Genomic DNA, 14,530 nt, shown 5'->3' on the forward strand with positions numbered 1-14,530 from the left:
GCGTGTGTACAGGAATAGGTGAGTGTTATTTAATCTTGGTACTCGAATTTGTCTTTCATTTCTTCTATTTTTGTCAGTATTTTTTGTTTGTCAGTTGGCGATAACTTTCGCCCTCTGTAGTTAATTTGAACGTCTGGCAAGTTCAATAAATACTGAATATCAGGGGAATCACGCCATGGATTCGACATGGCATGTAATTGCATCAGTTGATCTATCTCATTAGCAAAGATATATGAATCATAAATGCTTTTAGCATATTCTACTTCTAGTATAGAACCATTACTTAACTTTTTGTTCAATTCATAGAATTCTTCAAAAGTCATTGAAGAGAATTTTTTTACACTACTATGCTGAAGTGGTCTTAACTGAATTAGTATATTGTTTAAAATATTTTGTTCGAACAGATTGTTTCCTTTACCAGCTAACAAATATAAATAAGCAAAAGTAACATCAAGAGCCTTAGCAAGTTCCATAAGTTGAACATTGGTAAGTGGAATATCCACACCGTTTTCTATTTGTTCAAGTGTAGTTTCTGGAATATTTATCTTTTTAGATATAACAGATAATGGAATAGTCAATTGTTCATCATTGCTATCATAATTATCTTCTCTAGCTACTCGGATAGCTTCGCCGAATGTTGGGATTGAGGGGGGCTTTTTTATATTTTCTTCAAACATTTCTAACCATTCATCAATATATTTGGCTCCAATTAATAACTCCCCAATTGGGATATCTAAGATACTACCTATTGTCTTCAAGGTATCGATTTTTGGGATTTTAAGATTGTTTTCGATTTTAGAGAGATATCCTTGCGTTATTTCAGCTTTTTCGGCTAGTTCAATCATGGTCATACCTTTCTTTTTTCTAGAATCTTTGATTGTTTCGCCAAGATTAACCTCAATGAACATTTATTTCACCTCTTCTTTATAACCTAAATATACAATAATATTCCCAAAATGAATATAAAATATTGCATCTGTTTATAAAATACTATAATATTCATTTTAGGAATATTCCTAAAATGAATATTTGGGGGGTGTTATATATGGATAAACTCGTTTTAACAGTTCCGGAAATAGCGAAAGTACTTGATTTAAGTACCGCAACTATTTATGTAATGGTCCGCAATAATGAAATACCTTATAAAAAGCTACGCGGAAAAATTGTTTTTCACCGTGAAACAATCGAAAAATGGCTAGCAACACCAACAGCATAACGAAAAGAGGAGAGATTCGATGATTCCAGCAAACATTGAAGTAAACCTTGATAAACAAGCCATTCGGCAATACATAGAGAAGCGGCTTGATGAGGAAATTAGAAATACTTTGTGGTTGATTGATCTAGACAAGATGACTGAACTAACTTGTATGTCGAAGCGATGGTTAGAGGATGTAATTGTTTGTGATATGCGTATGCGCGCGATTGAGATGAAAAAAAGCCGCAAAAGATGGTGGCCATATCGACAGGCTTTTGAAGTAATAACTGAAATTATGAGTGAATGGTGAAACTACACCGCTTGGCGGCGTGTGTTTGAGAATAGGTGTAGGAGGATGGAGGGCAAGAGCATGTATGAAAATCTAACTAACGATGAATTACGTGTCTATTGTATTTTAGAGGGCTTAGAAGATTCAAAGAGTTTAACAGGTACACAAATTATGGAGCGATTAATGATTAAAGATCGCCGTTATTTTCATCAGCTTATATTCGATTTGGTTTGAAGGGAGTTCCAGTAGTAAGCATTAAGAGTGGAAATCATTCGGGTTATTGGTTAGCACGAAATAAAGACGAGCTTGCATCCTATCTACATGATAAGGAACTTTATATAGCTACACATAGAAAAATCATCGAAGCCATGAGATGTGCAGCGAAAACGATTTTTCAACCTTAACACTATAAAAAAAGGAAGGAGGTGTATCAATGGATGCTAGGTTGGATTAGTTTGCACAGGAAATTACGGGAGAATGAGATATACGCGGATCCCTATATGCTGAAATTATGGATACATTGTTTACTTAAAGCTTCCCATAAAGAACGAAATCAACTAATAGGAAATCAGGTTGTTAATTTAGAAATTGGGCAGTTCATAACAGGTAGAAAAGCGCTTGCAAATGAGTTTAACAAAGGTGCGAAAGATACCCATATTATTTCAGAAAGTACATTGTGGCGATGGTTGCAATTGTTTGAACAACTGCAAATGTTGAACATCAAAAAAACGACTAAATACAGCGTGGTTACTGTAGTTAATTGGTGTGAGTATCAATGGATTGAACAACAGATGGACAGCAAGTGGACAGCAGTAGAACAGCAAGTGGACAGCAGTAGAACAACAAGTGAACAGCAAATGGACAACAAACGAACATCAGATGAACAACAGATGAACACAAACAATAATGTTAATAATTTAAATAATGTTAACAATGATAATAATTCTAATAACGACAACAATGTTAATCATGAAAATAATGCTATTAATGAGAAAAAAAGACCGACCGACAAAGATCTTAAAGATTCTTTTAACGCCCCTAGTATTACTAATAGCGTAGATAGAGAAAAAGAAGAAAAGAAAAAAGAAAAAACAGTTGTCTGTCTGTCTGTTCCTTCTCCAGTAGATTTAATTGGATTAGAAAAACAGTCTGCAAGCACTCTTACTCGTTCAGAACAGATAGCAAGTATCGAGAAGGCAATCCGATTTACTTTCGATAACGTTGATGAACAGGTTTATAAAGAAATACAAGGCTGGCTCATGATGCACAATTACGAATTAGTCAGCGAAGCAATAAAGGTAACAGCTCAATTAGACGAGCCACCCCCTAAACTTAGCAGCCATATTTTGACTATGTTAGCAGATTGGAAGAATCAAGGCATTAATACTTATGAGCACTTACTAGCAAAGCAGGAACAAACAGCATAACTTACTAATGCTTTGAATAAATAGCTATCAAAAGTCACAGAAAGACCGTAAGTGTGTTTTTATATCAATTCCGTTAGATTGGAGAGTTCGAAACGAAAATCGCTCACAAACGATTTTGAAGGGTTTTAGGAAGGAGGGATAACGTGGGTGACATTGTGAATTTTCCTGATTTAGATAACGCATCAATTGAAATTGAACGCGCAGAAGCTTTTAAACAGGCTGTTAATGAGTTAAGTGATTTCTTAAAAGCTTTACCTTTGAATCATGAAGACAATGACAGATTAGTAGCTTTAATGGTCCGAAATATAAGTGAAGCAGAAAAGGGAGCTTTTTTACAGGGCTTTAGTATGGGCTATGAATTTAGCGAATATTAACGGAATGAAGGTGAACTATGAATGATTACTAAATTCAAATACACTGACACCGAATTGAAGAAGTTACTCGCTTCTATGGTGGTGCTGGTCGATACGAGGGAACAGATCAACCAGCACATTACAGACTATTTCAACATTAATAATATATCCTACATAGCTATGAAGCTAGATACAGGCGACTATGGGGCAATAATTCCACAAAATTTCGAGCTGGGTATATACAGAGATACCTATTTTCCACTAACAGTAGAACGTAAGAACAGTATTGACGAGTTAGCCAGTAGTATCAAAGAGGAACGGTTTGAGCATGAATTGATTCGCTCGCAAAAATCACACTTTACGCTTTTGGTAGAAGGTAGTTACTCCGACTTAGTGAATGGTAACTACAGAAGCCAGTACAATCCGAAAGCATTACTCGCACGAATCAAAACATTTGAGGCACGCTACCGCTTCTCTACAACCTTCCTGAATGATAGGCAGTTAAGTGGCGATTGGATATATCACCATCTTTACTACCATGTACGAGCAGCATTAAAGGGATAGCAAAGGTAACAAATCTCACATCCTAAAAAGAGTTATCAGCTATATCAGCTACCCTAAAAGAAAACAATTATCGGAGTTTTTAGAGTCCTAAAAAAGAAGCAATATGTTGACTTTTGTTAACGTTTACGCGCGCATAGGGGTTATTGGCGACAAAAAAGTTACTACGAGGATTGTTCGTAGGTTAAAGTACCGTTCACGTATCGGACAAATCGGACACCCTAAAAAGGAGAGCTGAAAATTCAGCCGTCCTATCATCCGAGAACCTAAAAAGAATTATGCAGATTTCGCATATTCGAAATGGTCTGGTTCACCATGCACCAGAGCGTTAAATTTTTGGTCACTTATATAACAAGGAGCGGATATATACGGATAGAGCGAAGGTTGAAGTATTGCACACGAAGTTTGTAGAAGTAATAAGACCACTTTTAAAGGCGAATGGACGTAATAACATATCTAAAGTATCTCAATATTTTAGCCGTAACGTAAGAAGCGGGATTAACGAACTAGAGCTTACAGAACGGTTATTATTTAATGCTCGTCGTAGCAGAAAAGATCGCGCACTAGTTATATGGGCCAGTGATTTTAAAGTAATTCATCAAGAACATGCGCTTGATCACGTCATGAAGCTTATCAATTTCTACAAAGAGCGTACAGCACTCCCCGACCAAAACGGGAATACTACGAACAATTACGAAAAGCAGAAGTGGTGGAAACATTCGGCGGAGATATAGCTTAGAACGCACAGGGAGCTACAAGAGCCGTTTGAAATATAAAACTTCATGGGTAACGTACAAAGTCTAAAAAGTGCTTTTAAACGTTTTCGGTGAAAGAGGGTATATTTTGAATCTTAAATACGATTGGGATTGGATGAGGGAGTATTATGCTAGGTCATGTAAAAGTAAGACAAGTTTAAAAGATATATCAGCACTTTTTAACGTTCCTTACCAAACCGTTAGAAGAGTAGCGGCAAAAGAAAATTGGATAGGAAATGTAGCTGTTTGCCGATGCGCTGAATTAATCGAATACTTTCCCAATATGGAATACCAGGAACAATATTTGAAAATGGCTGTTTCACTAGCACATCGAAATTATGAAAAGTTGGAAGAAATACAACGACTTGAGGATAAATTCGAATGCTACAAATGATTGGGTTTTGAATAGTAGCGTTACGAAACAAACAACGTTCCCTTTGAAATCTAACCTGACCGTCAAATATGATGGCTGTTTTTTACACGAAACGGAACAAAATGCTACAAACCCTTGGATTGAACATGATTTTAGCTAAAACAGACATGTTAAGAAATGTTAAGGTTGCAACTTTCCAAAACGGAACTCAATTCACTTCCCAAACGGAACAGGACAGTAAGGAAACGTGAGGTGTTTGTAGCTTCAGGACCTTGCAAAACCTAACATTTTTACGGAGTACTCCATTGTAGTACTCCAATCGTTTTGCCTTAGTACTGCATTGATTTAGCTAGGGAATGAACAGTCGTTACGGAGCGTTCCGTTCGTTTTATTGGAACGTTTCGAAACGCAACTCAAATACTTTTCCAAAACAAACAATACCCCAAGAATTAAACAAAAAGCGTGCATCCAAAATGCATACTTTTATATGCAAAGGTTGCAACCTTTTTATTGATGGATGCAACGTTCCAAAATGGAACACTAAAGCAACTATGCTAACTTTTGCTAACAGTTTTCTTTATTAAGGATGCTTAGAAATGCTAAGGTATGTCGCTTATAGGATGCTGGCAAATAATTTTATAGATGTTGTCTTTGGTTGGCAAGTTGTTACCTATAAATGTTTGCAAATGTGAGCGTGCTGTTTATAAAGAATGGCGAGAAACATGGAACTTAATAGTTGGAGTGCTAAAACAACGAGGGAGGAGAATCATAGTGGATATTAAAAAAGAGAAATGGCTCGACTATGAAATACGTTTCGTAGAAATTGAAGGTGAGTGGTGGGGAGTAGCTAAAGATATTGCAGATGCTCTTTGCTATAGTAGTACAGCTGCTATGACAAGACACTTAAAAAGTAAATTTCTTACACATGTCAAATTGGCAGGTATGAATCAGAACTTTACAGCAATATCTGAACAAGGGATATACAAAGCGATAACTCGTTCAAAAAGACCAGAAGCAGAAGCATTCGAAGATTGGCTATTTGAAGTAATCAAAACACTTCGCCAGTCTAGTGGATTAGAAGGTTTTCAAATCTTTAGAATGCTAGACAAAGAGCATCAAAAAGAAACGATGGCTAAGTTAAATCAATCATTGCTTGAACCAACAAAGGTGGATTTTATCAAAGCCAATACGATTGCCAATAAAGCAGTATCCAGTCGTCATGGGTATGCGAAAATGCTTAAGAAAAATCAGATGACCCCTGAGATGCTACTGGACAGAGAACCTATTTTGAATGATGCAGTTGAATTGATGATGACAAAAGAAAAATTTCAACTCGATTTATCTATTAGTGAGAAAGTATATGAAAAGTATGTACATTGATGGGCGGTGAAAGGCAATGACATTGGACGAACTAAAAAGTCTTTTCAAAAAGCAAATACCAGCTGCATACGAATCGTTAAAAGAAGCGGAAGCCATGCCAGAAGGTGAGGCGAAGCGTTATAAAATATCTGCAGCTTTACAAACGATTGGGCAGGTACAAGATATATTGACGAGTTGCTGGGATGAACTTAGGTTTAAGGATGGGCTTATTTTAGCCCATAGAGCTGAGAATGTACCAAGGGAACACACGGCTCGGATTTTCTATGATTATGCTCATGTTGAACCTGAAAGGGCTATCCATAACCTTCAAGCGCTGGAGGGAATATCTTATAAAAAGTTATACAAGATTCTAAGTACACAAGAGAATGATTTGGAGCATTTAGAAGCTGAAAGGCAACGGAGTATGGCAGAACGCATAAAGGCAAGGGAACAACGCATAAAGGGGTGATAGCATGATTACAGAGAGCCAATTTTGGCAGTATTTGAATGCACAGCTAGAAATTGAACAAATCGAACGAGCATATCAAACAGAGCGGCAAGAAGCTTATGAGGGTATTGCCCCGACAATAACAGGTTTTGATAATGGCAGCGGATGTATATATAAATTGGCTTGTGATGTAGAGGACTATGCTATCTACCTAGTGGAATTAGATGAAAAGCAGAAAAAACGCACGGAGCATATAAACAAGCGTGCTGAAATTTTAAACGAAGCTATCACACTACTCTATGAAGACGAGAAGGTTCAATTTGAGGCTTGGAGAGTTAATTCTGTCCATTCACACCCGGAAGTGTTAAATACGTTGAAAGAGTGCATTAGTTTTGTTATAGAGCGCGATCAAATAATTGAAGTACCATACGAAATGACAGTTACTGAATGGGATGCTCAAATAGAGGAAATGGACGATGAGGAACTATTTTCGGATTACTGGGATAGGGATGGTTCGTTCGATGAGGATATTAGGAAGCGGAGAGCGATGGAAAAGCAGTATGGCCGTGTGGATCTATCTGAAAAGGCTTTACATAAATATGCTACTAAATACGCTGTGAAAGACCGCTTCCATAAATCAGTCGCAAGCTATTAGGCTTTGGTGGACCATTAACCAAACTGGTTAACGCTAGGGTAAGTTATTAGGTAGTGGTATCTGATCCCTCAATAATGAGCAGTGAACCAAGGTTTTGGATATTCCATTATAGAATAAAGGTCTAGTACAAGACGTAATTTTAGCGCTGTTATTTCGACTTTTAAATATTGTAGGTACTACATTAGGTTTCAAAGTAACTACAAAGAAAGGAGTTAATCAATGTTTTGTGTAATTCAGAAAATACAAAAGAAGAAGCTTGATGAGTATGGTGCCGCTAAAGAATTATTAATAGATACAGACACATATACAATCAACGGTGAAGAAATAACGGAATATATTTACCATTACAGTGAAGAACGCTTTGAACGCCCTATACTGGATGCCTACAAGATTAGTATTCATCATTCATATAGAGAAAATGGTAAGGTTAAAAAGAAACAATGGGCAATCTGTACAATGGGTTATTATGAAATTGTTGAATATTGCTTTGATGATAAGGTTATAAAGTCTGTACTTGATGCAAAGATAGCAGAAATGGGCATTAAAAAAAGTCAGTTTTATAGAATGGTTTATGATAAGTTAAATCTGCTGGAAGATTCCATAAGAGTCGAATATGAGGAAACTGAGGAATATAAAACCCATAAAGAACACCAAGCAATTTTGACAACACATAGAAATACCAAGAGAGAATTTGAAAAACTATATGGTAAAGACACCTACAACCGTATTTATGATGTGTACGGCGTAGTTAGAAACAAGGAATACTTAGAACAGTTGATAGCCGCTAAAGGTACAGCAGAAAAAGCACAAAAGGCGCAAGAAGAATATAAAAGACGTAGCGAGAAAGAGCAGTGGAAACGATTCGAGGAACACTTTGGAAAAGGTGGTGGTAGTTACTCGTCAACAACAAATAGTAACTACAACGAAAATGAAAAAACAATGTTAAAAGAAATCTATCGTATGGCATCGAAAAAGTTTCACCCAGATGCTTGTGGTGATGATGGAAGTAAGATGAAGTTTTTAACAAAACTGAAAGAACAATGGGGGCTGTAAGTGGCGGTAAATGCTTCGGCATGAATTATTGTTAATATTATAAAGAAAGAGGTAGCATAATGGAACCAATAAAATTAGACGTAAACGGAGCTTTATATGTATCAGCTGAAAAATTAGAAGGTCCATGTGTAATAGTAGTGTCAGATGGGAAGGCAAAAATGAAACTATTACAAGCATTTGGAACAGTGGAAGTCATTGTACAAGATAATAAGGTTTCTCGTATAAATAACAAGGAATCTATTGTATTTTAAGGTATAATTAGAGATAAAAAAATGAATATATGTCTATCGAAAAAATCGAGGGCAACAAACTAGCGTGGTGTTTAGAACCACCTCTGTTTGTTGCCTTTTTTATATCAAAAAAAGAGAAAAGGAGGAAGCTATATTGCATGTTTTACAAACTTTAGAAAATTTATTAGATACTGTGCAAGGAGCTGCAAAGCAATTTCGAATTGCTCATGATGCATATAAAAAAGAGCTAGAAACCGCTTCTAATAGAGCTGTATATAACGAGGTATATGATATATACGAGCGAAGTTATATGGATGCGTTGAAGAACTTCAAGAAAGCCCAAGAATGCGTTATTCAGCTAAATCAAAGTGTGTCAAAAATGAAAGGATTTACAAGGGTAAGGTCTATAAAGTTAGCAAAAAAAGTGAAGAAGATAGTAGATGAGCAATTATCTTATAAAAAAATAGAGCGAATTTAAGAGAAGGAGAGTTTATATCATGGCTACAATACGTACATCAATACAACTACAAGACCGTTTAAGCCAACCAATGCGAGCGATGCATAGCGCTGTATCAGTTATGGTAAATCAAATGGAAGCTATGCATGCGGCTTCTGGCAATATGATGGATACTACAAGTATTGAAATTGCGCGTCGAGAGTTAGCTAGAGCAGCGGATGCATTTAATCAAATAGAAGATGAAATTCGAGAAGCTGACAACGTCCAGCAAAGGTTTAATAATCATATCAGAGATGGAACTAACGCTGCTGAAGGTTTATTAGGGAAAGTGTTAGCTCTTGTTGCAGCTTATTTATCGTTACAATCGATTAGTGGCGTCGTTCAGTTATCTGATGAAATGACAAGTGCTAACGCTAGGGTTGGTTCCATTAATGACGGGTTGCAAACAACAGCAGATTTGCAACGAACAATTTTTGATAGTGCGCAACGCACATTCACTCCATACTTACAAGTGGCTGATACGGTTGGCAAGCTCGCGGCAAATGCGGGTGAAGTTTTTAATAGTACTAAAGAGATAGTTGCCTTTACAGAGCTTTTAAATAAATCATTTGCAAATGCTAATACAAATGCGGAAGGAATCGCTTCGGCAACATTGCAATTAAATCAAGCAATGGGATCAGGTGTCCTGCGAGGTGAGGAATTGAATGCAGTGTTAGAGGCAGCTCCAGGTATAGTACAAAATATTGAAAAATACTTGGGTATAAGTAGAATGCAATTAAGAGAAATGGCTAGTGATGGTGAAATAACTGCCGAAATAGTGAAGCAATCTATGTTTGCTGCAGCGAATGATATAAACAAATTATTCGATAGTATGCCTCTAACATGGTCACAAATATGGATCCATTTTAAGAATGAAGCGTTATGGGCTTTTAAAGATGTGTTACAACAAATAAATGGGATCTTCAATAGTGATCGATTCGCTGCATTTAGGGAAAGCGCCAGCCAATCATTGCAGGTAGTTGCAACTCTCGCTAGTTATGCTCTTAGTGCAATCGCTTCGGTGGGTGGATTCATTTACGATAATTGGTCATTTATTGCACCTATTGTTGGCACTGCTACGGTTGCGCTAGTCGCTTATATGATTGCATTAACAACAGTAAAAACAATTACCACAATCCTCGCTGTACAACAGGGTATTCTAGCAGTAAAACAGGCAATAGCTACAGGCGCTACTTATGCTCAAATCGCTGCTCAATACGGTCTAAATGCCGCTTTATATGCGTGTCCAATCACATGGATTATCTTGGGCATAATTGCACTAGTAGGGATATTGTATTTAGCTATAGCAGTTGTTAATCACTTTGCAGGAACATCTATAAGTGCCACAGGAATTGTTGCTGGTGCATTTATGGTTCTTGGAACGTATATCTACAACAACGTAGCTTTTTGGTGGAACATATTTTCCTCATTCTGGGAGTATTTCGCAAACGTTTCTAAAGATAAGACGTATGCAGTGAAAAGATTATTTTACAACTTAGCCAGCAATGTATTAGATTACGCAATATCCATGACAAGTGGATGGGATAAGTTTGCTACTAATTTTGTTAATGCAATTATCGATGGTGTTAACCGTGCCGTCGAAGCTTGGAATTGGTTCATTAGTATGTTACCAGATGGTCTCACAACAAAACTCGGTTGGGAACAAAAGGGTGCTTATGACCATAGAGAATCAATTACAAGTGACTTACAAGGTCTAAAAGGAGCACTGGGTGATTGGGTTGGTGAAGCTCCTGCTGACTACTGGGAAGCGCCAAAAATGGAACAAAAATCGCTAGGTGCTGCTTGGGACACAGGTTACAACTGGGGAGCCAATTTGTTTAATAGTGACAGTAAAGGACCTGACATACAAAGAAAAGACCCTTGGGCTGATATATTATCAACCTTAGGTAATGCACCAGTTGCCAACGCTGCGGATAGAGAAATCGCTGGTAACACAGCAAAAATGGCGAAGACAATGGAGGCTACAAACGAGGACTTGAAATATCTGCGTGATATGGCAGATTCTCGAGTAATAAATCGTTATACAACGGAAATCACTGTTGAAATGAAGAATGAAAATCACATCAAAAAAGAAATGGACATCGATGGTGTGATTGATCGCTTTGGTGAAAAAGTAGAAGAAGTAGTTGAAATGTTAGCAGAAGGTGGTCCTACAGATAATCTATAACTAACCTTTTAAGGTTTATTTCCTAATTGAAGATAAGAAATGAGGCGATTTCTTTGAGTAAAGCTATAGATTTTTCTGAAGCTTACGCGTTTACAGCAAACACTATAGGAGAAATGCTGGTAATGAAAGTTGTTCATAAACTTACTGGTGTTGCAATCTATACGAAACGAAAAAAGATATTGAATAAAGCTCATTTACGTGGTGAAATTTATTCTTTTCGAGAGTATTTGTTTGAACGGAATGGATTAGAACAAATAGTGCTGGACAGTCTTGCAAAAGAACACGAGATTGATACGTCCGGTAAAAATTTAAGGGGAATTCTTGATAAAATTTCAGCATTACAAGATAACAAACGTTACATTGATGTAACTAGTGAAGAAGTGCAGCACATGCATGAAGAAGTGGATGATGGTAAGCATTTAGGTGAAGTATTGAAAGCTATGGGGAAAACGAAATCAAAAAGAGTTGCTGCGCTCAAATAGCCAAAGTAACTTAAATAAAACAATCTAGCCGCTTCTCAATGTTGTAAAGGATTAAAAATTACAATAACTGGAAGCGGTAGTATGTATCTGGTATATTCTCTGTAAATTATGTATATTTGTATACTAGGAGGGGATGATTTTGGGGATATTCAATAAGAATACTAAAGATTTATCTATAGGTGTACCTCATGTTGATGGTTTACCGATTTCTGAAGGAGTTTTTGTAAAGGTAACAACGAGTTCCGATAAAATTGTATTCGAAAATGGTAAAGATCGTTATGAACTTAGTGCAGAGAAATTAACGAATATTCATCATAAAACAGAGGTAGAAATTCAAAAAAGCGTAAGTAGCTCAATTGGCGGTGCTATTGGTGGTTATGTGCTATTTGGAGCTTTAGGGGCGATGATAGGCGGTCGCAGTAAAGAACATGTTTCGCGCAACTTACAAGTCTTTTTAATTTTCGAATACGAAGATGACCAGAAGGATAAAAAATATATTTCTTTCGATATGACTTATACTCCAAAAGCAAGGCAAATTAACATGGAGTTTTTCGGAAAAAAGGTTTTACCAAAAAATATTCAACTTTAATGGGAGTGTGGAAATTTGCAGATACGTAAATTAGAAAATATAAAAGGAGAAAATTTATTAAAGCTTATAAAAGATCATTGTCAACAAAATGAAACAAACAGAGCGATTGAATTATTAAAAAAATCAGGTATTTGTATAAATACATTTGGCGGGGGTAGGCCAAATAAGAATGAAATATTTAAAAAAGCAATTGAAGCAATTAATAAACAAGAAAATTCCAATGTACAATTAAAGCGATTTATTGAAGAAATAAATATTTTAAACACCGTTTATAAAGATTTTAATCAAAATCATATGTCTACGATTGAGGAAAACGTGCCTGCTAATGAACATTTTGGAGCATATCTAATAGCTTTAGAATTAAAATTAAGGAGTTTACATAGTGAACTATCAGAAGAAAATGGAAATATATCGGAAAACATAATTCAATCTACAGGGGCTATTTTAAAATATTTTAATCATAAAGGGTTTAAGATAAATAGCAGTTACTTTTCTTTTAGCAAGGAAAGTATAGAACAAGTAAAGCAACATTTTAAACTTGCTTCAGATCATTTATTGTTATCCAAGATAACTGAATTATGGACATATTATGATATTCCTTTACAAAAAACTGGAGATACATATGTTATAAGTTCTATAGGTAATCTTATGGCCCAAGCTAAAAATGTATCACATATGACTTTTATGGATAAACGGATAGCTAAAATGACTAGTGATGCTTATTACGACTTTATTACAAGACATGTTTATAAGAACAAAGCTGCTTTACCACCAAATCATTATAATTCATCAAATGAGAAAACCTCTGCTGAGTTTTTAATGAGGTATCTTAACATTCCTGATATGAATTTTTTCATTAATAACATTCCTCTAAATATTTTATTGAGGGCTTATACCGTTTTAGAGCAAGCTTCTAAAGACTTTATAAATGAGAATGCACTCTATAGTAGTAATCGTTTAGATGAAGTCTGCATAATACTAAGTAAATCTCAATGGAGAAAAAAGTTCGAAGCTGCTGGTATCCCTTACAAATATGTGAAACAATTAATGGAATTTATGACGTTTTCTAAACAGTCTAATGACTTATTTGATTGTCCTTTCATTGAATTTGAAGACAAGTTATTAACGGTACCTTCTGTAAACTTAAATACAGATTCTTCAAGGGCTATATTATTAAATGCAAGTAAAAATAAAGTTAATTTAGGGGATAAAGGATTAACTTTTGAGAAAGTTATTTTAGATACACTTAAATCTCAAGGAATTAAATGCATCTCTAAAAAAAAGCATGAAAATGGGACTGATTATGAATGTGATGCGATTTTTTCTATGGGCGATACATTATATTTAGTAGAAATAAAAAATTGGAATATACCAACTACTTATAAAGCATATTCTTATTATCTTGATGATCTAAATAAAACAATAAATCAACTTAATAGGATAGTGGATTTTTATTTAAGAAAAGACAACTTTAATGAAATTCAATCAGAATTAGAAGTATCAAATATTAAGCGAATTAAAAAAATTATCTTAACAAATATATCAGTTGGAATGAATTCATTGAATTCAGATATTTATTTAATTGATGATACAATGTTTAGGGGTTATTTTACTAGGACTTCTCCTAAAAAAGTAGAGACACAGAATCTTAATTTGACTATTCATTCTAACTTTGAAAAATTTTATAATGGTGAAATTAGCGACTGTCAATTTAACGATTTTATTAATATTAAACCGTTATTGGACTATCAAATTAGGCGATTAGAAGAGTATGAATTTGAACCGTTTGCAGATTTAGGAATAAAACTCAAAGATTACACTTTTAAAAATTTGTATATTGAAAAAGTTTAGAATCTTAAAATCAAGGTACGGGTTTTCCAATTTTTATTGGCCAATTCTTTTAAATAATACAAATTAATTTTAATGAAGATGGGCTTGGGGAAGAATTGTCTTTTATAATATAGATTGGGATAAATAAACTTTGAAATTTAACACAGTTATATACCGCTTCTGATAATAAAGCATCTACTCATCTGATCTGCCCCGTAAAAGTTAGACACCAATCTAACTTTTACGG

19 protein-coding genes are annotated in these 14,530 nt (G+C 35.3%); 18 read left to right on the forward strand and 1 reads right to left on the reverse strand.

Annotated features, from left to right (window positions below; translation table 11 throughout):
* Nucleotides 1-29: 29 nt before the first annotated feature.
* On the reverse strand, nt 30-908 hold the full coding sequence (locus H131_RS04125; RefSeq protein WP_010857800.1) for a helix-turn-helix domain-containing protein: 879 nt from the start codon (nt 906-908) through the stop codon (nt 30-32).
* Nucleotides 909-1,045: 137 nt separating this feature from the next.
* Between H131_RS04125 and H131_RS04130 the strand changes: the two genes are divergently transcribed.
* The 18 genes from H131_RS04130 to H131_RS04210 all read left to right on the forward strand — a co-directional run bounded on the left by H131_RS04130 (nt 1,046) and on the right by H131_RS04210 (nt 14,304).
* Nucleotides 1,046-1,216, forward strand: coding sequence for a helix-turn-helix domain-containing protein (locus tag H131_RS04130; RefSeq protein WP_010857801.1), 171 nt, complete (start codon nt 1,046-1,048; stop codon nt 1,214-1,216).
* 19 nt (nt 1,217-1,235) lie between these two features.
* Nucleotides 1,236-1,505: a hypothetical protein gene (locus H131_RS04135; RefSeq protein WP_010857802.1), complete on the forward strand. Its 270-nt coding sequence runs from the start codon at nt 1,236-1,238 to the stop codon at nt 1,503-1,505.
* 60 nt (nt 1,506-1,565) lie between these two features.
* The gene (locus H131_RS24210; RefSeq protein ID WP_155242368.1) at nt 1,566-1,718 is read left to right on the forward strand and encodes a hypothetical protein; all 153 of its coding nucleotides are present in this window, start codon (nt 1,566-1,568) and stop codon (nt 1,716-1,718) included.
* A 203-nt stretch (nt 1,719-1,921) separates the two neighbouring features.
* Nucleotides 1,922-2,911, forward strand: a complete 990-nt coding sequence (locus H131_RS22985) for a hypothetical protein (RefSeq protein WP_010857803.1) — start codon at nt 1,922-1,924, stop codon at nt 2,909-2,911.
* Nucleotides 2,912-3,054: 143 nt separating this feature from the next.
* Entirely contained in the window at nt 3,055-3,285 is a 231-nt protein-coding gene (locus H131_RS04145) for a hypothetical protein (protein ID WP_010857804.1), read from the forward strand.
* A 21-nt stretch (nt 3,286-3,306) separates the two neighbouring features.
* Entirely contained in the window at nt 3,307-3,828 is a 522-nt protein-coding gene (locus H131_RS04150) for an ERCC4 domain-containing protein (RefSeq protein WP_010857805.1), read from the forward strand.
* A 389-nt stretch (nt 3,829-4,217) separates the two neighbouring features.
* On the forward strand, nt 4,218-4,559 hold the full coding sequence (locus H131_RS04155; RefSeq protein WP_010857806.1) for a hypothetical protein: 342 nt from the start codon (nt 4,218-4,220) through the stop codon (nt 4,557-4,559).
* Nucleotides 4,560-4,668: 109 nt separating this feature from the next.
* Nucleotides 4,669-4,974, forward strand: coding sequence for a hypothetical protein (locus tag H131_RS04160; protein ID WP_010857807.1), 306 nt, complete (start codon nt 4,669-4,671; stop codon nt 4,972-4,974).
* Between the two features lie 750 nt (nt 4,975-5,724).
* Nucleotides 5,725-6,333, forward strand: a complete 609-nt coding sequence (locus H131_RS04165) for a BRO-N domain-containing protein (protein WP_010857808.1) — start codon at nt 5,725-5,727, stop codon at nt 6,331-6,333.
* A 16-nt stretch (nt 6,334-6,349) separates the two neighbouring features.
* A complete protein-coding gene (locus H131_RS04170) occupies nt 6,350-6,781 on the forward strand; it encodes a hypothetical protein (RefSeq protein WP_010857809.1) in 432 nt (143 codons plus the stop codon).
* Between the two features lie 4 nt (nt 6,782-6,785).
* Nucleotides 6,786-7,415 carry a hypothetical protein gene (locus H131_RS04175; protein WP_010857810.1) on the forward strand — a complete coding sequence of 210 codons (630 nt, stop codon included), beginning with the start codon at nt 6,786-6,788 and terminating at the stop codon, nt 7,413-7,415.
* A 219-nt stretch (nt 7,416-7,634) separates the two neighbouring features.
* The gene (locus H131_RS04180; protein ID WP_010857811.1) at nt 7,635-8,468 is read left to right on the forward strand and encodes a hypothetical protein; all 834 of its coding nucleotides are present in this window, start codon (nt 7,635-7,637) and stop codon (nt 8,466-8,468) included.
* Nucleotides 8,469-8,527: 59 nt separating this feature from the next.
* On the forward strand, nt 8,528-8,719 hold the full coding sequence (locus H131_RS04185; protein ID WP_010857812.1) for an XtrA/YqaO family protein: 192 nt from the start codon (nt 8,528-8,530) through the stop codon (nt 8,717-8,719).
* Nucleotides 8,720-8,852: 133 nt separating this feature from the next.
* Nucleotides 8,853-9,176, forward strand: coding sequence for a hypothetical protein (locus H131_RS04190; RefSeq protein ID WP_010857813.1), 324 nt, complete (start codon nt 8,853-8,855; stop codon nt 9,174-9,176).
* Nucleotides 9,177-9,195: 19 nt separating this feature from the next.
* Nucleotides 9,196-11,382 carry a tape measure protein gene (locus H131_RS04195; protein ID WP_010857814.1) on the forward strand — a complete coding sequence of 729 codons (2,187 nt, stop codon included), beginning with the start codon at nt 9,196-9,198 and terminating at the stop codon, nt 11,380-11,382.
* 53 nt (nt 11,383-11,435) lie between these two features.
* A complete protein-coding gene (locus H131_RS04200; protein WP_010857815.1) occupies nt 11,436-11,864 on the forward strand; it encodes a hypothetical protein in 429 nt (142 codons plus the stop codon).
* Between the two features lie 139 nt (nt 11,865-12,003).
* The gene (locus H131_RS04205) at nt 12,004-12,453 is read left to right on the forward strand and encodes a hypothetical protein (protein WP_010857816.1); all 450 of its coding nucleotides are present in this window, start codon (nt 12,004-12,006) and stop codon (nt 12,451-12,453) included.
* A 15-nt stretch (nt 12,454-12,468) separates the two neighbouring features.
* Nucleotides 12,469-14,304, forward strand: coding sequence for a hypothetical protein (locus tag H131_RS04210; protein WP_010857817.1), 1,836 nt, complete (start codon nt 12,469-12,471; stop codon nt 14,302-14,304).
* Nucleotides 14,305-14,530: the final 226 nt, after the last annotated feature.

This window comes from Lysinibacillus sphaericus OT4b.31, from assembly GCF_000392615.1.
In the GTDB taxonomy this organism is placed as follows: domain Bacteria; phylum Bacillota; class Bacilli; order Bacillales_A; family Planococcaceae; genus Lysinibacillus; species Lysinibacillus sphaericus_B.